Origin of the sequence: Buchnera aphidicola (Anoecia corni) (genome assembly GCF_964056675.1) — a bacterium.
Classification (GTDB): domain Bacteria; phylum Pseudomonadota; class Gammaproteobacteria; order Enterobacterales; family Enterobacteriaceae; genus Buchnera_E; species Buchnera_E aphidicola_B.
Map to the genome: position 1 here is coordinate 435,784 of NZ_OZ060371.1, position 23,709 is coordinate 459,492.

Annotated in this window: 17 protein-coding genes; 12 read left to right on the forward strand and 5 right to left on the reverse strand. The window is 21.7% G+C overall.

Going from position 1 to position 23,709, the window contains the following annotated elements; genetic code table 11:
- The first annotated feature begins 1,424 nt into the window (after window positions 1-1,424).
- Window positions 1,425-1,730 (forward strand): TusE/DsrC/DsvC family sulfur relay protein, encoded by a 306-nt coding sequence (locus AB4W63_RS01830; RefSeq protein ID WP_367680892.1) that lies wholly within the window; start codon window positions 1,425-1,427, stop codon window positions 1,728-1,730.
- A 50-nt stretch (window positions 1,731-1,780) separates the two neighbouring features.
- Here the strand turns inward: AB4W63_RS01830 and cyoE are convergent, their stop codons facing one another.
- The 5 genes from cyoE to cyoA are packed head-to-tail and all read right to left on the reverse strand — an operon-like array spanning window position 1,781 to window position 6,531.
- A complete protein-coding gene (gene cyoE / locus AB4W63_RS01835; RefSeq protein WP_367680893.1) occupies window positions 1,781-2,641 on the reverse strand; it encodes a heme o synthase in 861 nt (286 codons plus the stop codon).
- A 21-nt stretch (window positions 2,642-2,662) separates the two neighbouring features.
- Window positions 2,663-3,016, reverse strand: a complete 354-nt coding sequence (gene cyoD / locus AB4W63_RS01840) for a cytochrome o ubiquinol oxidase subunit IV (protein ID WP_367680894.1) — start codon at window positions 3,014-3,016, stop codon at window positions 2,663-2,665.
- Window positions 3,013-3,633 (reverse strand): cytochrome c oxidase subunit 3, encoded by a 621-nt coding sequence (locus tag AB4W63_RS01845; RefSeq protein ID WP_367680895.1) that lies wholly within the window; start codon window positions 3,631-3,633, stop codon window positions 3,013-3,015. Before AB4W63_RS01845 ends, cyoD begins: the two co-directional genes overlap by 4 nt.
- Entirely contained in the window at window positions 3,620-5,620 is a 2,001-nt protein-coding gene (gene cyoB, locus AB4W63_RS01850) for a cytochrome o ubiquinol oxidase subunit I (protein ID WP_367680896.1), read from the reverse strand. Before cyoB ends, AB4W63_RS01845 begins: the two co-directional genes overlap by 14 nt.
- A 50-nt stretch (window positions 5,621-5,670) precedes the next feature.
- Entirely contained in the window at window positions 5,671-6,531 is an 861-nt protein-coding gene (cyoA, locus tag AB4W63_RS01855) for a ubiquinol oxidase subunit II (RefSeq protein ID WP_367680897.1), read from the reverse strand.
- Between the two features lie 192 nt (window positions 6,532-6,723).
- Here cyoA and AB4W63_RS01860 point away from each other — a divergent pair, with 192 nt between their 5' ends.
- The 11 genes from AB4W63_RS01860 (at window position 6,724) to htpG (ending at window position 23,640) form a co-directional block, all read left to right on the forward strand.
- The gene (locus tag AB4W63_RS01860) at window positions 6,724-7,023 is read left to right on the forward strand and encodes a BolA/IbaG family iron-sulfur metabolism protein (protein WP_367680898.1); all 300 of its coding nucleotides are present in this window, start codon (window positions 6,724-6,726) and stop codon (window positions 7,021-7,023) included.
- 361 nt (window positions 7,024-7,384) lie between these two features.
- Window positions 7,385-8,674, forward strand: a complete 1,290-nt coding sequence (gene tig / locus AB4W63_RS01865) for a trigger factor (protein WP_367680899.1) — start codon at window positions 7,385-7,387, stop codon at window positions 8,672-8,674.
- Window positions 8,675-8,858: 184 nt separating this feature from the next.
- The gene (clpP, locus tag AB4W63_RS01870; protein ID WP_367680900.1) at window positions 8,859-9,485 is read left to right on the forward strand and encodes an ATP-dependent Clp endopeptidase proteolytic subunit ClpP; all 627 of its coding nucleotides are present in this window, start codon (window positions 8,859-8,861) and stop codon (window positions 9,483-9,485) included.
- Between the two features lie 113 nt (window positions 9,486-9,598).
- Window positions 9,599-10,849, forward strand: coding sequence for an ATP-dependent Clp protease ATP-binding subunit ClpX (gene clpX / locus AB4W63_RS01875; protein WP_367680901.1), 1,251 nt, complete (start codon window positions 9,599-9,601; stop codon window positions 10,847-10,849).
- A gap of 192 nt (window positions 10,850-11,041) precedes the next feature.
- On the forward strand, window positions 11,042-13,399 hold the full coding sequence (lon, locus tag AB4W63_RS01880) for an endopeptidase La (protein WP_367680902.1): 2,358 nt from the start codon (window positions 11,042-11,044) through the stop codon (window positions 13,397-13,399).
- Between the two features lie 283 nt (window positions 13,400-13,682).
- On the forward strand, window positions 13,683-15,545 hold the full coding sequence (locus AB4W63_RS01885; RefSeq protein WP_367680903.1) for a SurA N-terminal domain-containing protein: 1,863 nt from the start codon (window positions 13,683-13,685) through the stop codon (window positions 15,543-15,545).
- A 199-nt stretch (window positions 15,546-15,744) separates the two neighbouring features.
- On the forward strand, window positions 15,745-17,475 hold the full coding sequence (locus AB4W63_RS01890; protein ID WP_367680904.1) for a SmdA family multidrug ABC transporter permease/ATP-binding protein: 1,731 nt from the start codon (window positions 15,745-15,747) through the stop codon (window positions 17,473-17,475).
- 24 nt (window positions 17,476-17,499) lie between these two features.
- A complete protein-coding gene (locus AB4W63_RS01895) occupies window positions 17,500-19,245 on the forward strand; it encodes a SmdB family multidrug efflux ABC transporter permease/ATP-binding protein (RefSeq protein WP_367680905.1) in 1,746 nt (581 codons plus the stop codon).
- Window positions 19,246-19,608: 363 nt separating this feature from the next.
- The gene (dnaX, locus tag AB4W63_RS01900; protein WP_367680906.1) at window positions 19,609-20,694 is read left to right on the forward strand and encodes a DNA polymerase III subunit gamma/tau; all 1,086 of its coding nucleotides are present in this window, start codon (window positions 19,609-19,611) and stop codon (window positions 20,692-20,694) included.
- 519 nt (window positions 20,695-21,213) lie between these two features.
- Window positions 21,214-21,543, forward strand: coding sequence for a YbaB/EbfC family nucleoid-associated protein (locus AB4W63_RS01905; protein ID WP_158341971.1), 330 nt, complete (start codon window positions 21,214-21,216; stop codon window positions 21,541-21,543).
- 177 nt (window positions 21,544-21,720) lie between these two features.
- Complete coding sequence (gene htpG, locus AB4W63_RS01910) at window positions 21,721-23,640, forward strand: molecular chaperone HtpG (protein WP_367680907.1); 1,920 nt, start codon at window positions 21,721-21,723, stop codon at window positions 23,638-23,640.
- Window positions 23,641-23,709 lie beyond the last annotated feature (69 nt).

Below are 23,709 nucleotides of genomic sequence, written 5' to 3' on the forward strand. Positions count from 1 at the left end.
TTATATAAATGTATTTCTATATATTTAAATGCATTTAAAAAAATAATTAAATAAATTTAATAAAAATCAATTTTGTTAACTTTCAAAATTTTAAATTCATTTAAAATATAAAGTGTTAGTTTATAATAAAATATTTTTAACAAATAAAAACATTCTAATTTAAAGTTAATTAAAAGAAAAGAAAACTAACTTACAACTATAAAATTAGTTTTATTTATTACAAATAAACAATATCATAATAATTTAACAAGAAAATTATACAATAAAAATAATTGTATATACAAAAAAAACTATTTATTTTAATTTTTTATGATTATAAAAAAAACGTTTCTATTTTATATATATAAATATCCTTTAAATTAAATTTTAATGATGATTATTTGTATCAAATATAATTGATATTTTTACATCTAAAACAAACTTATTACATATTTGACATGTAAGTGTATACAATTATAGTTTTAAAATATTAGCATATGTAATCATATTTATTTTTTACATATTATTGATTTACGTTAAATAACTGTTAACATTTAAAGATGTAAATATACGTTATATATAACTATATATTTAGAAAATTTATAAAACTTTAATGATAGTAAAATCTTAAAAAATATATATTATTAATAATAATCTCTTTTAACCAGGTTTAAAATTTAAGAAGGATGCAATATTGCAATAATTGATTATTTTTTATATAAAAAATATTTTTTAAAATTTGAATGAATAACAAAGCAGAATTCAAATAAGTTTTGAAAAATACTATTTTTTCTATATAAAATGAAAAAAAATTATTTTTAATATTTTAAAAAATTTAAGAATATTGAAATACATAAATATATAGAATAAATTATTCTAATTTCATTTAATTTACTAAGTTGAATACTAAAAAGTTAATATTTAAACTAATACTAAAATTCAATATTTATATAAATTTATTTAAAAAACTATCCTTCTACAAATCCAATAGTAAAAAAAAAATATATTTATAATACACAAATATAAAATAAATAAAATTATATACTACACTCGTAAAATTTTTAATATTACTAAAATGTCTATAACTATGTTTTTGTAACATATAAACATATTTTTTTAGAATCTATAACTGATTATATAAATCAATTAATATATAAATTTATATAATATATATATATACAAAACTAATTTAAAAAAATAGATAAAAGTTATATATATTTATTTTAATCAATGTATACTACATAACTAAAAATATTAAAAAATAAATAATGTTTCACTATATATATATATAGTGCATATACTATCTTTTTTCTTCATTTAATAAACAAGCATATAAAATGCTTTTGTAAAAAACAACTTGCACTAAATTGTTTCTTATAATTTAATATAAATAAAAACAAATAAAATTATTTATTTAAAAATTATTTAAAACTAGGTTAACAATAATGAATGTAGATTCTAAAGGATACTTATTAAACTATAAAAAATGGAACTTAAATATAGCTAATAGAATAGCAAAAAAAGAATATTTGACTCTTAATAAAGACCACTGGAAAATAATTTTTTTTATTCGGCAATTTTATTGTGAATTCCATTTATGTCCTTCATTAAGAATAATTATTCAAAATATGAAAAAAAACCATAGTATAAAAATATTTAATAGTCAGTACTTATTTATACTATTTCCAAAAGGACCATTAAAACAAGCTACCAAAATAGCTGGACTTCCTAAGCCGAATATTTGTTTATAAATTACTACTATTATAAATATTAAAATATACATAGTATATTATAAATTTATTTATAAAAAACGAAAATTATCTGTAATCATTAACAACATATTTACACATATTGTTAATAACGAAAAAATAAATAAATTTTTAGACCATAAACGCAAATTTACGTGTATAAATAAGCCATATATAGCTAAAAACAACCATAAAAAAGAAAATATTGCTAATGTTATAAAATATTGTATTTTAACATATGAAAAATACAATAAAATTGTATTAACAACAATATAAAAAATAATGAATAAAATAATATATATCTTAGTTATTTTTATATTTTTATAAACAGGTAATATTGGCATTCCTGACTTTCTGTAATCTTCTAAATAATGCAAAGCTATAGAATAAAAATGCGATATTTGCCAGAATATTAATGAAAAATACAATAACAAAGAGCATAAATCAATTTTATCTCTAACTGAACAATACCCTATGATAGGAGGAATAGCTCCTGCTAGTGATCCAATAAAAGTTGAATATACAGAATATCTTTTAGTCAACAATGTATATGCAAATATATATATAAAAAAAGCAAACATAATTAAATAAAAACATAAATGATTAACATAAAAATAGATAATATTAAATCCTATAACTGCCAATAAAATACCATAAACACAAGCATTTTTAACTGATATTAATTTTTTAGGTAATACTCTATTTTTTGTTCTATTCATTTTTTTATCTAAATCTATATCAATAACATTATTAAAAACGCATGCGGAAGCAATAACAAAAAGAGTACCAGTTAAAGAAAAAAATAATAAATCCCAAATAACTGTTCCTCTAGATGCTAAAAAAAATCCTCCAATTAAAGAAATTAAGTTACCAACTATAATTCTAGGTTTTATAATATAAAAATAATTAATCATGGTGTACTATTTTACAGTTATTTAATATTGATGAATCATTACATTATAATGTAAATTATACATAATCCAAGTAGATCCAATTATTATTATCAATATAATTATAAAAGTAAATAATAAAAAAATAATATTCCAAAAATTTCCCATAGAATCTTTTAAATGTAAAAAATAATATATTTGAAAAAAAATTTGAAGACAACAACAAAGTAAAATTATCAAATTTGTGTAATTTTTATTATCTAAAATATTTATTTTTTTTTCTATTAAGAAAAATGGAATAAAAGATAGTAAAACAGAATAAATAAAACCAAAAAAATATGAATATATATTGCTTTTTATAAAATTATTTTTTTCTTCGTTATGTTTTTTTATAATCATAAAGCACCAATTAAATAAACAAAAGTATATATACAAATCCATATTATGTCTAAAAAATGCCAAAATAGTCCTAAGCAAAAAAAATCATTTATTAATGCAGAAGAATAATTTTTTTTGCAGGCTAATTGAATAATTAAAACTACCATCCATATTATTCCTACAAACACATGAATTCCATGAGTTGCTAATAACGTAAAAAAAGAAGATAAAAAAGCATTTTTTGTAGGTCCATATCCATTCAATATAAGTGTATATAACTCAATATATTCAGTAAAAATAAAATAGCATCCTAATATGAAAGAAATGAAAAAAGTAAAATATGCTTTTTTTAAATTATTTTTTAGTAAAAAATGCATAGACGTTCCGTAAGACACTGAACTTAATAATAATACAGCAGTTTCTAAACTAACAATATTTATTTTAAATAATGAATTTTTTTGTAAAAAATATGGACAACTACTATGCATAACTGAATATACTGAAAATAAAGTTGCAAAAATAATACAATCACTCATTAAATAAATCCAAAAACCAAATGTTTTTTTTCTATCTAATGTAAAATTAAGTTTTTCATAGTGTAGTTTTTTTTTTTCTTTCAAATTTTTATTTTCTATCATAATCTTTCTTTTTATTTAAATGTTTAATCCACTGATTTTCTATTTTTAATACATCATCAGATGTTATAATTTGTTCTTTATTTTTTATAGAACTCTTTATTATTATTAACATTAATATGCATACAAATGAAAAAATAAACAACCACCAAATATGCCATACAGCAGAAAATCCTAAAAAAGTAGAAAAAAATCCGATTAAAACTCCATACTTAGAATTTTTTGGCATTTTAAAAAAATATTTTTTTTTGTCTAATATAGTGCTTTGTATTTTTTTATGTTTTAAAAACCAAAAATCATCTCTTCTTGTTATATTTGGTATTTTTGAAAAATTATAAAACGGAGGAGGAGAAGAAATAGACCACTCTAAAGTTCTTCCATCCCAAGGATCTCCAGTAAAATCAATATTTTTTTTTCTATTTTTTATAGAAGAATAAAATTGAATTATTTGACTTATTATTCCTAATAAAATTAAAAATACTCCTATACCTGAAACTACCAATAAAGTATGAAATTCTGGATCAATATTTTGACTAATACGACGTGTCATTCCCATAAACCCTAATAGATATAAAGGCATAAATGCAATAAAAAATCCAGTTATCCAAAATACAAAAGCTAGTTTACCCCAAAACTCATTCAGAACAAATCCAAAACATTTTGGAAACCAATAATTTATTCCTGCAAAACATCCAAAAACTACTCCTCCAATAATCATATTATGGAAGTGTGCTATTAAAAATAAGCTATTGTGCAATACAAAATCAAGTGCTGGTATAGATAAGATTACTCCAGTCATACCTCCAATAGTAAAAGAAATTAAAAATCCTATAGTCCATAACATTGAAGAATGCATTTTAACCTTCCCTTTGTACATGGTAAATAACCAATTAAAAATCTTTACTCCAGTAGGGATTGATATAACCATCGTAGCTATACTAAAAAAAGTATTAACATTAGATCCTGCTCCCATAGTAAAAAAATGATGTAACCAGACTATAAAAGACAAAATAGTAATTACTATTGTAGCCCATACTAATGAAACATATCCAAATAAAGTTTTTTTAGAAAACGTAGAAACAACTTCAGAAAAAATACCAAATACAGGTAAAATTAAAATATAAACTTCCGGATGACCCCAAATCCAAATCAAATTAATGTACATCATAGGATTTCCATAAAAATCATTAGTAAAAAAATGAAATCCGAAATATCTATCCAACGTTAATAATGATAAGGTGGTTGTTAAAACAGGAAAAGAAATTAAAATTAATAAATTAGAGCATAGAGATGTCCAAGTAAAAACTGGCATTTTGAACATACTCATTCCTGGCGCTCGTAATTGTATTATAGTTACTAGAAAATTAATCGCTGTTAAAGTTGTTCCAATTCCTGAAATTTGTAGACTCCAAATCCAATAATCAACTCCTACTCCAGGACTATATATTAGTTCAGATAATGGAGGATATGCCAACCAACCTGTAGCTGCAAATTCTCCAATTCCTAACGAAATATTAATCAGTATTGCGCCGCTTACAGTTAACCAAAAACTTAAATTATTAAGAAATGGAAAAGCAACGTCTCTTGCTCCTATTTGTAATGGAATAATAAAATTCATAAATCCAATTATTAAAGGCATGGCTACAAAAAAAATCATTATTACCCCATGTGCTGTAAATATTTGGTCATAATGATGCGGTGGTAAAAAACCTGAACCATGATTTAATGTTGAAGCTAGAATTTGTTGGATTCTCATCATAACAGCATCTGTAAAACCACGAAATAACATTACAAAAGCAAGAACCATATACATTATACCTATAGTTTTATGGTCAACTGAAGTAATCCAAATGTTCCACAAATCGTTCCATTTTCTTATATATGTAATATATGCAATTATAATACTTCCAATAGTTATTATTATAAAATAAGTAATCATGATTATAGGTTCATGATAAGGTATAGATTGTAAAGTTAATTTACCAAACATTTTTTTTCCTAAAAATAATCTTTTTTAATTTAATAAAATTAAAAATCTAATTATGGATAAAATTGATTAATTATATCCGTAAATATTTTTGAATATACACTAGAAAAATATTCTATATTATGATTTTGATTAGGAACAGATATTTTTTTAAAATCATAAAAATTATTTATATGTTTTTTAGATTTTTTTACTTTATTAATCCATTGCATAAAAGTTTTAGTATTTTTACTAGATATAACTGAAAATTTCATTCCAGAAAATCCTTCTCCACTATAATTTGCAGAAATTCCTTTAAGTACTCCTGTTTCATTAGAAATAAGGTGTAAAGTTGTTTTCATGCCTGCCATAGCGTATATTTGACTACCAAGTGAAGGAATAAAAAAAGAATTCATATTAGAATTAGATGTTATTTTAAATATGATAGGTACGTTTATCGGAATAGAAATTTCATTAATAGTCGCTATGTTGTATTGCGGATAAATGAATAACCACTTCCAATCTAAAGAAACAACATTAATATAAATTGGTTTTTTATCTTTTTCTAAAAAAATATTTTTTTTTGGGTCTAAATCATGAGTTGATTGCCATGTTATTTTTGCTAAAAAAAATATAATTATTATTGGAATTGTCCAAACTATAATCTCTATTGGTTTTGAATGATTCCAATTTGGATCATAATTTGTGTTTTTTTTAGAAGATCGGTATAAAAAGGAAAACAGTAAAGTCATTATAATTACTGGAATAACAATCAATAACATAATTAAAAAAGCCGTAATTAATAATTCGTATTGTTGAGTCGCTATTATTCCTTTCCCATTTAAAATACCATCATAACTACAACCATATAGCAATAAAATAGTACTATTAATTAAAAAAATTTTTAAAATTTTACTTTTTTTGATAAATTTCATTTGCAAACCTAATTAAATTATAAATAAAATTGCTTGTTTAATGTTTTATTAAACACAAAATAATATATAAAATATATATATAACTAGTAAATTTTTACCGCATATATCAAATGATTTATAATTATTTTATAAAAAATAATTACTTTTAATTACATTATCATAATTATTATATTATTTAATAAAGAGTATTTTATGAAACAAATATTAAAAAAAATTTTAAAAAAAAGCTTATCTACTACTACTTTAATTATTTTTAATAATAGTAAATTTCATTTACTAAAAAAAAATAACAGTCATTATAAATTAATTATTGTGTCTCAACAGTTTTCTTCTTTGTCCTTATTACGTAGACACCAGTTAGTACATGCAATATTAAAAAAAAATAATATTTCTATTTATTCTATTGATTTATACACTTATACACAAATAGAATGGAATACTAAAAAAAATAATACGAATTATAAGATTATTTGTTCAAACAAAAGATCCTAATAATATAAAAAACAATTAATTTTAAATAAATATAAATATATTAATATATACGTATTTAATAATTATTAAATTTACATATGTTATCTATTAATTATACAAAATAAAACATAGTATATTATATTTCATAATTATTTTTTGATTAGTTTTAACTATATACAAAACTTATAATTGTTAAATATTTTAAATATATTACTAATGATAATTATTATGTAAATATTTTCTTTTTCTATACCTATCATTAATTTATATAATTTTTAAGTTTAAATTGAAAGTAAAATAACAATAAAAATAATTTGATTTCTTTAAATTTTAAAAATATTTTATAAATATATTTAGATAACCATGATTTATTGGAATTAGTATGAAAAAAAAAAATAAAGAAAATAAAACAATCAAACATCACTTGATAACATTAAATATTAGCAAAAAAGAATTTTTAAAAAGAATGAATCTAGAAAGTATCATCTTAAAAAAAAATGTATCTTTACATGGTTTTAGAAAAGGAAAAGTTCCATTAAATATTATTTATGAAATGCATAAAAATGAAATTATGCAAAAATCAATTACATATCTGATGAAAAAAAACTTTTTCAATTATATTGATAAAAAAAGATACAAAATATTAGATCGTCCAAAATATATTTTTCAAGAAGATTCATTTGATAAAAATATTACTTATTCAGTTGAGTTTTATGAATACTTATCTTCTTCGATAAAATCGATAAAAAACACTACAATCATAAAACCGAAAATTAATATTACTAACTCAGATAAATCTTTTTATTTAAAAAAAATATATAAAAATTATTTATCATGGAAAAAAAAATCTTATTATTTAATACAAAACTCAGATAAAATTACTATTGACTATAAAATAAAGCATAATAACCTATATATTGAAAAATATAAAACAAAAAATTTTTCTTTTATTATAAATAATAAATTATTTTTTTCTGAGATTCAAAATAAACTATTAGGACATAAAATAGGCGATGTTTGTAATATATATAAAACATTTTCTTCAAATTTTTATGAAAAAGAACTTAAAGGAAAAAAAGTAAAAATTATAATTTTAATTAAAAATATAGAAAAACTATATTTACCTGTTTCAAAAAAAATAGAATTTCTAAAAAAAATTAAAAGTAGTTTATTTAATAATGTTAAAAAAAAAATGAAAACAACATTAAATGTTTTTAAAAAAATATATATTAAAAAACAAATTATTAATAATATTTTAAAGAAAAATTCTATCTCTTTTCCGGAAAAAATGATAAAAAAAGAAATGAATTTAATATATAAATATTATAATACTAAATATGAAAAAAAATTTAGATGTTTACTTTCAATTTATTCAGAAAAAAAAGTAAAAGCTGAAGCTATAAAAAATTTAATTTTAAAATTAACTTTTAAAAAAGTTATTAATGAAAATCTAATTTCTATTGATAAAAATATTATACAAAATTTTTTTCAAAGTTCTTTTAAAAAAGAACATATATATTCAAAATATATAAATGCTTATTATAAAAATACAAAAATAAGAAAAAAAATAGATAATTTTATTATAGAAAATAAAATCTATTCAACTTTACTTAAATCAACAAAAATTATATATAAACAATATTCTTTTCAACAATTTATTAAAAAGATTTAAGCAAATTAAAAATTTTAAACAATAAATATATTATTATATATATAATATCTTTTAATGATGTTCAATATATTTATATATTGTATATTTTAAATACTAAAATTAAAATGTTTTATATATGCAATAAATATTAACATTTATAATGAATTTATTACTTTTAACAAATTAACATAATTAATAAAAAAATATGTATAAAAACAAAATATGTCAAAATTATGCAAAAAATTATTCACATCTTATTCCAATGGTAGTAGAAAATCATGAAAGAGGAGAAAGATCTTACGATATATACTCTCGTCTATTAAAAGAACGGATTATATTTGTAACAGGATCTATAGAAGATAATATGGCTAATACAGTAATAGCCCAACTTTTGTTTTTAGAATCTGAAAATCCAAACAAAGATATCTTTTTATATATCAACTCTCCGGGAGGAATTATCAGTTCAGGTATGTCTATTTACGATACAATGCAATTTATAACACCAGAAGTGAATACTATTTGTATAGGACAAGCGTGTTCTATGGCAGCTTTTTTACTTGCTGCGGGAAATAAAAAAAAACGATATTCCCTTCCTAATTCTAGAATTATGATTCATCAACCTTTAGGACAATATAAAGGACAGGCATCTGATGTTGCAATACATGCTAAGGAAATTTTATTTATAAAAAAAAAAATGAATAAAATTCTTGCTAAAATGACAAAAAATACTTTTGAAAAAGTAGAAATGGATACTGAAAGAGATTGTTTTTTGAGTGCTCGCGAAGCAAAAGAATATGGTTTAATTGATTCTATTCTAACAACTAGAATGTAAATTCTATTATTTTGTTTAAATTCAATAATTATTTGTATAAATAAAGTTTATATTTTTTATTATAAAATTATAAACTATAAAATTAAATATAAACTTTATATGTAAGGTTTTTTATGAACGATGATTTTAAAAAAAAAATTGACTCTATGTTACATTGTTCTTTTTGTAATAAATCTGAAAATAAATTAAAAAAAATTATAACTGGAAAAAATGTATCTATTTGTGAAGAATGCATTCTTTTATGCAATGAAATAATTACACAAGAAAAAAATAGCGAAATTAATCAATTTATGTGTAAAATACATTTAACTCCACATGAAATATACAAACATTTAAACCATCACATAATTGGACAAAAAAAATCTAAAAAAATACTTTCTGTAGCAGTGTACAATCATTATAAACGCATTAAAAAAAATACTTTTGAAAACAATAAAGTTGAATGTGAAAAAAGTAATGTTTTACTAATAGGACCAACTGGAAGCGGAAAAACATTATTAGCTAAAACATTAGCAAAAATTATAAATGTTCCTTTTGTTATAGTTGATGCAACTACATTAACTGAAGCAGGCTACGTAGGCGAAGATGTTGAAAACATTATACAGAAACTGTTAAGTACTTGTAACTTTGATATTGAAAAAGCTGAACGAGGAATCATTTATATTGATGAAATAGATAAGATTGCACGAAAATCTGAAAATGTTTCTATTACTAGAGACGTTTCTGGAGAAGGAGTGCAACAATCGTTATTAAAAATAATAGAAGGAACACTAGCTTCCATTCCACCTAAAGGTGGCAGAAAACATCCTAATCAAGAATTTTTAAACGTTAATACTTCTAACATTTTATTTATATGTGGCGGAGCTTTTCATGGATTAGAAAAAATTATTTCAAAAAGAATACATACTACCAATTCTATTGGATTTCATTCTGTTCTAAACAATATAGAAAAATATAATTTTAATTTATTAGAAAAAATAGAACCTAAAGATTTAATAAAATTTGGATTAATTCCTGAATTTGTTGGAAGATTACCTATACTAACTAGTGTAGAAAAACTAGATTATAAATCTTTATCAAAAATATTAACTGAGCCAAAAAATGCGTTAATTAAACAATATCAAACACTCTTTGAAATTGAAGGAGTTGAACTAGAATTCTGTGATCAATCTATTAAAGCAATAGCAAAACAAGCATTAAAAAAAAATATAGGAGCAAGAGGTCTACGTTCTATTTTGGAAAATATTTTATTAGATACTATGTTTAATTTACCTTCTATTAATAATGTAAAAAAAATATTAATTACAGAAGAAACTGTTTATAACAATTCTGATCCAGTATTAATTTATAAAACAAAAAATTAATAAATATATACATATAACAATAAATACTAGTATTATTAAAACAATCAAAATGTTCATAAAATACGTTTGTCACATAGTTATTGAAAAAAATTTGATTGTCATACGTTATAATAATTAATTATTCATACAATTATTAATTGAGTTGAAAATCAATTTTTTCAAATTAGTTTAAAAATATAAAGGTCTATATTAATGAATATTGACATGTTAGAAAAAAATATTAAAATTTCTATTTTACCATTACGAGATGTCGTAGTGTATCCTTATATGGTTATTCCTTTATTTGTAGGAAGAAAAAAATCGATTCAATGTATAGAATATTCTATGAAACATGATAAAAAAATACTATTAATTACTCAAAAAAAATCAACTATAGAAGAACCTAAAGAATCTGATTTATTTAAAGTTGGAACTATAGCAAAAATTCTTCAAATGTTGAAATTACCAGATGGAACAGTCAAGGTATTAGTAGAAGGATTATTCCGTGCAAAAATAAAAAACTTTATAGAAGAAAAAAAAGAATATTTTTTAGCAAATGTTTGCAAAAAAAAATCTGAGCCTGTAGAAGAAAAAAAAGTTACTGTTTTATTGAGAACAACTATTAACCAATTTAAAAAATATATAAAATTAAATAAAAAAATTCCTTTTGACATATTAACTACTCTACAAGAAATACATGATCCAGAAAAATTAGCAGATACTATCGTGTCTCATATTCCGTTAAAATTATCATCAAAACAATTAATACTGGAGTTAGAAAATGTTGAAGAAAGATTAGAAAATATAATGAGTGTAATAGAATCAGAAATTGATTTACTAGAAATTGAAAAAAAAATTAGAAATCGTGTCAAAAACCAAATGGAGAAAAGCCAAAGAGAATATTATTTAAACGAACAAATAAAAGCTATTCAAAAAGAATTAGGGGAACCGGATTCAAATTTAGACGAAAATGAAGTTTTAGAAAAAAAAATAAAAATAAGTAAAATGCCAAAAGACGCTAAAAAAAAAGCTATATCAGAACTTCAAAAATTGAAAATGATGTCTTCTATGTCAGCAGAAGCTACTGTTATTAGAAATTATATTGATTGGATGTTACAAGTTCCATGGAATACAAAAAGCAAAATAAAAAAAAATTTACATATAGCAAAACATATATTAGATAACGATCATTACGGATTAGATAATATCAAAGAAAGAATTCTGGAATTTCTTGCTGTACAAAATAGAACAAAAAAATTAAAAGGTCCGATATTATGTTTAGTAGGACCTCCTGGAGTAGGAAAAACTTCATTAGGAAAATCTATAGCAAAAGCCACTGGGCGAAAATATATTAGAATGGCATTAGGTGGAATAAAAGATGAAGCTGAAATAAGAGGTCATCGAAGAACATATATTGGATCTATGCCTGGGAAGATAATTCAAAAAATAGCTAAAGTTGGAGTCAAAAATCCTCTTTTTTTACTAGATGAAATTGATAAAATGGCTTTTGATATTAGAATAGATCCAGTGGCAGCATTATTAGAAGTTTTAGATATAGAACAAAACATAGCTTTTAATGATCATTACTTAGAAGTAGATTACGATCTTTCTGACGTAATGTTCATAGCTACTGCTAATTCTACAAATATTCCTACTCCACTATTAGACAGAATGGAAATTTTACGAATTTCTGGATATACAGAAGATGAAAAAATAAATATAGCAAAAAATTATTTATACGACAAACAAATGAAAAGAAATGCCTTAAAAAATAAAGAACTTTTCATTCAAGACGATGCTTTGGTTAATATTATAAGATATTATACTCGAGAATCTGGAGTTAGAAATTTAGAAAGAGAAATATCAAAAATATGTAGAAAAACAGTTAAAAAAATATTATTAAAAAAAGATTGCACCTCTATATCAATTGACAAAAAAAATTTAAAAAAATATTTAGGAATTAAAAAATTTATTTTTGGAAAAACCAGATCTTCTAATCACATAGGCCAAGTAACTGGTTTAGCATGGACTGAAGTAGGGGGAGAAATTCTTACTATTGAAACAGCTTGTGTATCTGGAAAAGGAAAGTTAACCTATACAGGGTCGTTAGGTAAAGTAATGAAAGAATCAATTCAAACTGCTCTGACAGTAGTAAGATCACAAGCAAAATATTTAGGAATAAAAAAAACTTTTTATGAAAAAAAAGATGTACACGTACACGTCCCAGAAGGAGCCATACCTAAAGATGGACCGAGCGCAGGAATAGCTATGTGTACTGCTATAGTATCTTGTTTAACTTATAATCCAGTTAAATCAAATATAGCTATGACAGGAGAAATTACATTAAGTGGAAGAGTTTTAAGTATAGGAGGGTTAAAAGAAAAACTTTTAGCCGCACGTAGAAGCGGTATTAAAACTGTAATTATACCTAAAGAAAATAAAATACATTTAGAAGAAATTGAAAAAAATATTAAATCTAATCTAAAAATTATTACTGTCGAAACAATTAAAGAAGTATTAATTTTAGCATTAGAAAAAAAACCATACTTAACTGAAAATTTTACAAAATAATTATAATTATTTTGCAACTGGTGAAATGAAACATTTTACCAGTGTGTATTTTACTAAATAAATATCATATACATTAACTATATATTTATTTAAAAAATAATTTTTAATAAATCAAACTTAAAATAATTTTGACTATAAAATGTCAGTTTTATATTATATACTAGCTATAATTAACACATACGTACATATATATATTTTTAATTTATATACTTATGTATTTGTATTTTTTAATTAATTCAAATTAATTTAAATTTTAATTTTTAATATCAAGGCTAATTTCAAATTGAACAAGATCATAGTTAATAGTTTATTAACTTTACTAGCTATTTCTTTAATGATAAGTATTACTTATACTTGCGTTAATAAAAACAGCATAAAAAAAGAACATACATCTAATGTGTATAGCATACAAAAAAAAGACAATACACTTAAATATATTTATCAATTAATTTCTTCAGAAAAAAATACAATTTCTAATAATTTATTAAACAATTTTTACTATAAAAAAAATAATTCTATTAATCAAAACTATAGAAAATTTTTATCTAAAAAAATCAAAAATATATTATTAGAGCAATATATGAATAAAATTCATTTTTTATTAAGTTCCTCTTTTATAAAAAAAAAAATACAAACATTATCTTTTTTTAAAAAAAATAACAAATTTAATCAAAATAAATTTAATAATTTTTTAAAGATTTTACATATTTCAAAAAAAGAATATGAAAATTTTGTAAATATACAAGAATCGAAAAAAAAATTTTTATCCGTACTAGAAGATACTGATTTTTTAACAAATTCAGAACTAAATATACTTATAAAATCTTTCTCTGAACACAGAATAATTAGGCAAGCTAAAATAAATGTCTACAAAAAAATAAATCAGCAAAAAATAACACTACAAAATATAAAAAATTATTACAAAAAACATAAATATTCATTTTTTCATCCTGAAAAATTAAAAATAAATTATATTAAACTTGATATTAATAAATTAAAAATGTCAGTTAATAATAATAATTTAAAAAATTGGAATACATCAAATTGTCAGAATCCTTTTATTTCAACAAAAAGAAAATTTACTATTCTAAAAACTAATTCTAAAAAAACAGCTAAAACTATAATAACAGAATTATTATTTGGAAAAAATTTTAAAAAAATAGAAAAACAAAGAAAAAAAACAACTAATTATATTCCTATAACAGAAAATAATAGTACAAGTTGGATAACTAACTCGTCATTTCCAAGTGAAATTCAACGTGTGTTTTTAGCATATAATGGGAATATTTCTAAAATAATTTGTTCGAAACAAGGTTTTTATATTTTAAAATCCAGTAAAGTAATTCCTTCACAAAAAAAAACAGTTCTAAATGCAAAAAAGATTTTTACGCCAAAATCAACTGACAATATAAATAACCAAAAATTTCAGATAATCAAACAGAAAATATATCAAGAAATAAAAAATAAGAAAAATAATTTAAAAAATATTGCTAAAAAATTTAAGTTAGATGTTCTTCATGCTACACTTTTTTCTAAAAAAAATACTCTAAAAAATTTAATAAATACTATTCTAGAAAAAAAAACATTTAAAAAATTAAATATTCACTCTATATCTAATGTAAATTTATATAAAATCGATTTTAAACATGGAATATGTTACTTATTCAATATAGAAAAATATATCCCAAAAAAACAAAAAACTATTTCAGAATGTATAAAAGAAATAAAAAATATATTGAGATATACGCAAACAAGAAAAAAAATAATAATGAATTTAAAAAAAACAATAGATACTACACCGAATAATAAGTTGCGGATTTTATTAAATAAACAATTTGTTTTTTCTAATAAAATCATCCTATCTCAATTAAACATTTCGCCACTCCAGAAATTTTCATTTAATTTAAAATTAAAACTTCAAAATCAACCAGTTTATGGAATTTTTACAAATCCAAAAGGACATATATTTCTTATTGAATGTAATAATACATTTTATTCTAATAGTTCTAACAAAAAAAATATTTTATTTTTAAAAAATTACATTGAAAATTATTATTCTCATATTTGTGTTCATAACATATTTCACAGTCTAGAACAAACATCTGACATTAAAAATAACACTCAACTATCAGGAAATATAGTTTAATAAAATATTTTTATTTAAAATTATTTTTAAAAATATATTCACTTTTTCGATGAAAATAAATTAGTATAAAATTTTCTATTTTTGTTATTATTTTTTTAGTATTACAAGTATTATACATATCTATATTAAAATATTAAAAATATAACAATTTTACCCATAACTTATTCATATACATACTTTAACTAGTAGGAAATTTTCTGTGAAATTGTTTAATCAATTAAAATGGTTTTTTTTAAAAGAATGGAAACGCTATTTAGGAGCTATAACACTATTACTTATAATTGCTATACTTCAACTTCTTCCTCCTAAATTACTTGGAATGTTAGTAGATGCAATCATTCAAAATAAAAAAAATAGCATAAATATGTTTAACTGGATTATATCTATGCTTACTACTTCTATTATCATTTATATCTTTCGATATATTTGGAGAATTTTATTATTTGGTGCATCATATAAATTAGCTGTAGAATTAAGAAAAAAATTATATAAATCCCTTAGTAAACACACTATGTCTTTTTATTTAACAAAAAGAACTGGAGATTTAATGGCAAGGGCTACTAATGACGTAGACCGTGTAGTTTTTGCAGCAGGAGAAGGAGTGTTAACATTGGTTGATTCTCTGGTTATAGGTGTTTCTGTTTTAATTGTTATGAGTACTCAGATCAGTTTTAAACTTACTATAATTGCTTTATTACCTATGCCAATAATGGCATTTATAATACAAAAATTTGGAAAAAAATTACACATTCGTTTTCTTGAATCACAAGCTGCTTTTTCTTCTTTAAATAATCAAGTACAAGAAAGTTTAACTAGTATCAGGATGATAAAAGCTTTTGGATTAGAAAAAAGTCAATTAATAAAATTTAATAAAATTGCTAACTTTACTAGCTTTAAAAATATGGAAGTATCTAAAGTTGATGCATGTTTTGAACCAATAATTCATTTTTTTATTTCTTTATCTAATCTTTTATCTATTACTGTAGGAGGTTGGTTAGTTTGGACTAATGCTATAAGTTTAGGACAATTAACTAGTTTTATTATGTATTTAGGATTGATTATTTGGCCTATGTTAGCTTTAGCATGGATGTTTAATATAGTGGAAAGAGGGAGTGCTGCTTGGGAAAGAATTCAAGAAATTTTAATTATTCCAAACAATACAAATAATAAAAATTTATATACTACTTTTCCAAAAATACTTAATAGTTTCATTATTAATATTAATTATTTCAAATATCCAAATACTAAAGATCATTTTTTAAAAAATATAAAAATTGTTTTATCATCAGGAAAAATATTAGGGTTATGTGGACCTACAGGATCTGGAAAAACAACGTTATTAAATATAATACAACGTAATTTTCCAATAGATAAAGGAGAGATTATTTTTAATGGAGTAAATTTAAATGAATTATCTTTAAAAGAATGGAGAAATCATATTGCAGTAGTCAATCAAACTACATTTTTATTTTCTGATACAATATTTAATAACATAGCTTTAGGAAAACCTAACGCAACTTATTCTGAAATAAAATTTGTTTCTATAATAGCAAATATTCATACTGATATTATTCGATTTCCTAAAAAATACAATACTCAAGTTGGAGAGAAAGGGGTTATGCTGTCAGGAGGACAAAAACAGAGAATTGCAATTGCTAGAGCTTTATTATTAAATGCAGAATTATTAATTTTAGATGATGCTTTATCTGCTGTTGATGGATGCACCGAGCACAAAATATTAAAAAATATAAAAAAATGGAAAAAGAAAAATCAAAGTATAATTATTTCATCTCATAGATTATCTGTTATAAAAAACTCTGATGAAATTGTAGTTATGAAAAATGGAAACATTATTCAACATGGTTCTCATACAAATTTAATGAAAGAAGTAAATTGGTACAGTAAAATGTATAATTATCAACATATTTAATATAATTGAAAAGGAAAATATTGAATGCTAAATTGTTTTATAAAACTGTGGCCAATTTTTCAACGATTACTTGCTTATAGTAAACAGCATAGAAAATCTCTCTATATTGCTTTCTCTCTACTAATAGCAGCTTCAATAGCTGAAGTATCTAGTCCAATATTAATAAGATATTTTATACAACATATCATAGAAAAAAAAGAAGGAGATTATCATTTAATAACATTGATTATATTATGTTTTTTTGTTTTACAAATTATTGCTTCTACTCTTACTTATATAGAAGCTATTTTATTTAATAAAATATCTGTAAAAATAGTATATGCCATCAGATCAGAAGTAATGCGATCGGCTTTAGCACAACCTGTATACATTTTTGACGCTCAACCTATAGGTCAGTTAGTATCTAAAGTAACAAACGATACTGAGGTGATAAGAGAACTATATGATACTGTAATATCTACTACATTACGTGGAACAGCATTTATTAGTACTATGTTAATCAGTATGTTTTTTTTAGAATGGCATATGGCTATTTTAGCTATAACCATGATTCCTATAGTTTTAATTATAATGTTAATACACCAAAAATTTAGTACACCGTTATTAAGAGAAGTGCGATTTTATATTGCTAATATAAATAACAAATTCAATGAAATAATAAACGGGATGAATGTTATTAAACAATTTAATCAAGAAAATAGATTTGGAAAATATTTAAAAGAAACTAGTTATTTTCATTACTTAGCTAGAATTAAAATACTAAAATTAGATGGATTTTTATTACGACCTCTTTTGAGCTTTATTTCTTCAATCATTCTTTGCAGTTTAATGCTATTAGTAAATTATTTCTCTAATAAATTATTTGAAGTTGGTGTTTTATATGCGTTTATAAATTATTTAGGACGTCTAAATGAACCTCTTATAGCTATAATTACTCAACAAACTATTTTACAACAAGCTATTGTAGCAGGAGAAAGAATATTTGAATTGATAGACTCACCAAAACAAAACTACGGGGTAAACAAATTTACTATATCTACTGGTAAAATTGCTATTAATAATCTAAGTTTTTCATATTCTAAGAATAGTGCACTTTCATTAAATAATATTAATTTAATAATACCAAACAAAAAATTCATAGCTTTTGTTGGAAACACTGGGAGCGGAAAAAGTACACTAGTAAACCTAATAATGGGATTTTATCCTGTTAAAAACCAACGTATATTTATTGATAATAGAGATATAAACTCATTATCTTACTTTTCTCTAAGAACTGGAATTGCTATTGTTCAACAAGATCCAATCATTTTAGCAGATACTATATTGAATAATATTGATTTAGGTAGGAAAATTTCTATAAAAAAAATATTAAAAACTCTTAAACTAGTAAAACTTTATTCTTTTATTAAATCTATGCCAAATGGAATAAATACTATGTTAGGAGAGCAAGGAAATAACTTATCGGTTGGACAAAAACAATTATTAGCTATAGCTAGAGTCTTAGTTATAAAACCAAAAATATTAATTTTAGACGAAGCAACAGCTAATATTGATTCTGAAACAGAAAAAACAATTCAAGAAACCTTAACATCCATTAGAAAAAATACTACATTAGTTATAATAGCACATAGACTATCTACTATTATTGATGCAGACAATATTATTGTTTTACAAAATGGAAAAATAATTGAAAAAGGAACACACAAAGAATTGATAAATAGAAGAAAAGTATATTTTAGAATGTATAAAGGACAAACGTACAATCAATAGTATTTAACATTACATATTTATATAAAAAAAGTAAATCCCTGTTAGTAATTTTCTAATACCTGATTCACTTGATGTAGCTGCTTTCTTCCGAACCTGACTTATTCATTCAAGATTACAACATTAGGTTACTAACAGAGATTTATTTGTAATTTTACATATTTATATAGAAATGTACTTTAAAAAAAAACGTTACATTTCTATATAAATAAAAATATTATTTATAATAACATAAAATATATATTTTTTCATCTTTTAAAAAAAATTTAACAATAATTATAACTATATATACATGAAATACAGATAACTATATGCATTTTTTTATGATAAAATAAGAAGTACTACACTTTTATTTCTTCTATCATTATGAATTATAAAATATTAGCTAGAAAATGGAGACCTCAGAAGTTTAGTCAAGTATGCGGTCATAAATATGTTATAAAAGCTATAACTAATAGTATTAAATTGAATAAAATACATCATGCTTGGGTTTTTTCTGGTACAAGAGGAACTGGAAAAACTACTATAGCTAGAATACTTGCTAAAAGTTTAAGCTGTTATAATTCTATTACAGCAAATCCATGTAGAAAATGTGTTATTTGTAAAAATATAGAAAAACACTGTTTTTCAGATTTTATAGAAGTAGACGGAGCATCTAAAACAAAAGTAGAAGATATAAAAGAAATGCTTTCAACTGTTTATTATAGTCCTTTACAAGGAAGGTTTAAAATATATTTAATAGATGAAATACATATGCTATCTAAACATAGTTTTAACGCTTTATTAAAAATTCTAGAAGAACCTCCGAAACATGTTAAATTTATTTTTGCAACAACAGAAATAGAAAAAATTCCAAATACAATATTATCCAGATGTTTAATTTTTAAATTAAACGACCTAAAATTTATTGAGATATATAATTTTATTTCTAAAATTTTAAAAAAAGAAAATATACAAATAGAACCCGAGGCTTTAAAAATTGTTTCTAACTACTCTTTAGGTAGTATTCGAGATGCTTTAAATTTTTTAGAACAATCTATATATATAGATAATAAAAAAATTTTAACCAAAACAATTATTAATTTATTAGGAACATTTAATGAAGAAATAATTTTTAAAATTACAAAATCAATCATAAAAAAAAATATTACAAAAACGTTTGAAAAATTAAACCAATGCGAATCTTCATATGTTAATTGGGATTATTTATTAGTAGAAATATTAAAAATATTTCATTTTATTTCTATGATAAAACTATATCCATCTACATTGAAAAATAATTATTATATGTCGTCTTTTAAAAATGAATTATTAAAAATAGCAAGTAAATTAAGTTTTAATCAATTAAAATTATATTATAAAACAATTCTTCATGGACGTTCACTGATATATTTAGCTCCAACTAAAAAAATAGGCATAGAAATGCTAGTATTAGAAATACTTCATTTATAAAATAAAAACAACGTTAAATATTACTAAGCGTTTTACAATTATTTTTAACAACATTAAACATATAAAATAAAAAATGGACTCCAAAGATAAAAACAATAGTTTTTTAAAACATCAAAAATTATTAATGAATATTATTGAATCTAGAAAAAAAATAATAAAAAAAAAAAAAATATTATTTTAAATAAAGAGAAATATTCTTTAAAAAAAAACAATGCTATTAGTTTAAACGAAAGGTTTTATAAACTAATCAAAGAAAAATCTGTATTTTTTTTAAAAAAAAAAGAAAAAAAATCTAATTTATCCTTTTTTGATTTTATCAAAAAAAAAAAGTCGATAAAATCTATATAAAGTTAAAAAAAAAAAAGAATTTATGAAAAAAAAATTCTTATCTGATAAAAATTTAACAAAAATTATACAAATATTTAAAATACATTTAAACAAAAATAATTTAAAAATAAAAAATTTAAAAAAAAAATAAAACATCATCTGTCATTTTTTCGTAAAAGGTAATATCAATATATGTTCAACAAACATAATTTAGGAAATTTAGTAAAACAAGCTCAAGATATGCAAGAAAAAATGAATAAAATACAAGAAGAAATAGAAAAAATTGAAGTCACAGGAGAATCTGGAGCTGGTTTAATTAAAATAACTATAAACGGTTCTTACATTTGTAAAAAAGTAGAAATTGATTCTAGTTTATTCGATGAAGAAAAAGAAATTCTAGAAGATCTATCGACAGCAGCCTTTAATGATGCCATCCGAAGAATATCGGAGATAAAAAAAAATAAAATGTCTTCTATTTCTAATAATATGAATATTCCTAATGCATTTAATTTATCTAACTAAACGAGATAATATTGCTATATTAAATATGCAAAATACATCATATTATATACTTATAATAATTTATATCAATTATTTGATATAATTAAAAATTATATATTTATATAATATTTATAGTCTAGACTTATTGTTTAAATCAAATTATACATAATTAATTTTTTATAAAAAATAGAGATATCAATGAACAATCAAGAAAAAACTACTTATTCTTTTAAATCTGAAACTAAAGAATTAATGCAACTGATGATTCATTCTTTATATTCTAATAAAGAAATATTCTTAAGAGAACTAATTTCAAACGCATCTGATGCAATAGATAAATTAAGGTATTTCAATCTTTCTTCTTCTGTAGATCATAAAAATGATCAATTTGAAATAAAAATATTAATTGATACTATTAACAATCAATTAACCATTATTGATAATGGAATTGGTATGAATAAGAAAGAACTTATTGAGAATTTAGGAACAATTGCCAAGTCTGGAACAAAACATTTCTTAAAATCGTTAAAAAAAGAAAAATTAAAAGAAAATAATCTTATTGGAAAATTTGGAGTCGGATTTTATTCTTCTTTTATAGTCTCAAAAAAAGTTTTAGTTCATACTAAAAGTGCAATAGATTCAAATTCTGAAGGATTATTATGGGAATCTTTAGGTTCAGGAGATTATTCTATAAAACATCTAAAAAAAGAAACTGCAGGAACGTCTATTACATTACAACTTAAAGAAAAAGAAAAAGAATTTTTAGAAGAATGGAAAATAAAAAATACAGTCAATAAATATTCTGACCATATTAACGTTCCAATCTTATTAAAAATAGAAAAAAAAGAAGAAAAAGAAGAAAAAGAAGAAAAAGAAAAAAAAGGAAAAAAAGAAGAAAAAGAAAACAATACTTGGAAACAAATAAATCAAGCACAAGCGTTATGGACAAAACAACAATCTAAAATTTCTGATTTAGAATACATAAATTTTTATAAACATCTAACTAATGATTCTCAAGATCCACTAGTTTGGAGTCACAACAAAGTTGAAGGTGAAAAAGAATATATCAGTTTATTATATGTTCCTAAAATAGCACCTTGGGATTTATGGAATAGAGATAATAAAAAAGGATTGAAACTTTATGTAAAACGTGTGTTTATTATGGATGATGCAGAACAATTTTTACCTAATTATTTACGTTTTGTACGAGGATTAATAGATTCAAACGATTTACCATTAAACATATCAAGAGAAATATTACAAAATAACCATATTATTAATTCCTTAAAAAAAGCAATTACAAAAAGAATATTAAAACTTTTAAACAATATGCTTGATAAGCATAAAGAAAAATATATAGAATTTTGGAATCAATTCGGTCCAATCTTAAAAGAAGGTCCAGCTGAAGATCCAATAAATAAAGAAACAATATCTAAATTATTACTCTTTTCTTCTATTAATAATAAAAGTAAAAAACAAACTGTGTTACTAAAAGATTATGTAGATAACATGCCTTCACATCAAGAAAAAATTTATTTCATTACTGCAGAAAGCTATGAAGCAGCTATAAATAGTCCTCTTTTAGAAGTATTCAAAAAAAAATCTATTGATGTTTTACTATTATCTGAAAGAATAGATGAATGGATGATGAACTATCTAAATGAATTTGAAAACAAAAAGTTCCAGTCTGTTAGCAAATCAGATGATTCGTTAAATAAGTTGTTTTCAGAAAATAAAAATAATACATCTACTGTAGAAAAAAAATTTACATCCTTTATTCAAGACATAAAAAAAATATTAGGAAATAAAGTAGAAGATGTCAGAATCACTCATCGTTTAACTAATTCACCTTCTGTTCTTTTAACAAATGAAAATGAAATGTCAACTCAAATGGCTAAATTATTTTTATCAGCTGGACAAAAAGTTCCTCCAGTTAAATATATTTTAGAAATAAATCCTAAACATAAACTAATAAAAAAAATATCTGCTATACAAGATACAGAAGAATTAAACGAATGGGTTAAACTGTTGTTTGAACAAGCTTTGTTAATTGAAAGAGGAAATCTCAAAAATCCTAACGGATTTATTTCCCGAATGAATAAATTTCTAACTTCTTAAAAGGATTTTCATCTAATACAGTAAAAATGCTATATAAAATTATCAAAATAATCTTTTTTTGTAATAAGG

Excerpts from the sequence above, each read along its gene's own strand:
- clpX (WP_367680901.1), top strand. The coding sequence starts at position 9,599 with ATGAACGATGATTTTAAAAAAAAAATTGACTCTATGTTACATTGTTCT.
- lon (WP_367680902.1), top strand. The coding sequence starts at position 11,042 with ATGAATATTGACATGTTAGAAAAAAATATTAAAATTTCTATTTTACCA.
- cyoE (WP_367680893.1), bottom strand. The coding sequence starts at position 2,641 with ATGATTAATTATTTTTATATTATAAAACCTAGAATTATAGTTGGTAAC.
- htpG (WP_367680907.1), top strand. The coding sequence starts at position 21,721 with ATGAACAATCAAGAAAAAACTACTTATTCTTTTAAATCTGAAACTAAA.
- AB4W63_RS01830 (WP_367680892.1), top strand. The coding sequence starts at position 1,425 with ATGAATGTAGATTCTAAAGGATACTTATTAAACTATAAAAAATGGAAC.
- cyoB (WP_367680896.1), bottom strand. The coding sequence starts at position 5,620 with ATGTTTGGTAAATTAACTTTACAATCTATACCTTATCATGAACCTATA.
- AB4W63_RS01845 (WP_367680895.1), bottom strand. The coding sequence starts at position 3,633 with ATGATAGAAAATAAAAATTTGAAAGAAAAAAAAAAACTACACTATGAA.
- cyoD (WP_367680894.1), bottom strand. The coding sequence starts at position 3,016 with ATGATTATAAAAAAACATAACGAAGAAAAAAATAATTTTATAAAAAGC.
- AB4W63_RS01905 (WP_158341971.1), top strand. The coding sequence starts at position 21,214 with ATGTTCAACAAACATAATTTAGGAAATTTAGTAAAACAAGCTCAAGAT.
- AB4W63_RS01895 (WP_367680905.1), top strand. The coding sequence starts at position 17,500 with ATGCTAAATTGTTTTATAAAACTGTGGCCAATTTTTCAACGATTACTT.
- dnaX (WP_367680906.1), top strand. The coding sequence starts at position 19,609 with ATGAATTATAAAATATTAGCTAGAAAATGGAGACCTCAGAAGTTTAGT.
- tig (WP_367680899.1), top strand. The coding sequence starts at position 7,385 with ATGAAAAAAAAAAATAAAGAAAATAAAACAATCAAACATCACTTGATA.
- cyoA (WP_367680897.1), bottom strand. The coding sequence starts at position 6,531 with ATGAAATTTATCAAAAAAAGTAAAATTTTAAAAATTTTTTTAATTAAT.
- clpP (WP_367680900.1), top strand. The coding sequence starts at position 8,859 with ATGTATAAAAACAAAATATGTCAAAATTATGCAAAAAATTATTCACAT.
- AB4W63_RS01860 (WP_367680898.1), top strand. The coding sequence starts at position 6,724 with ATGAAACAAATATTAAAAAAAATTTTAAAAAAAAGCTTATCTACTACT.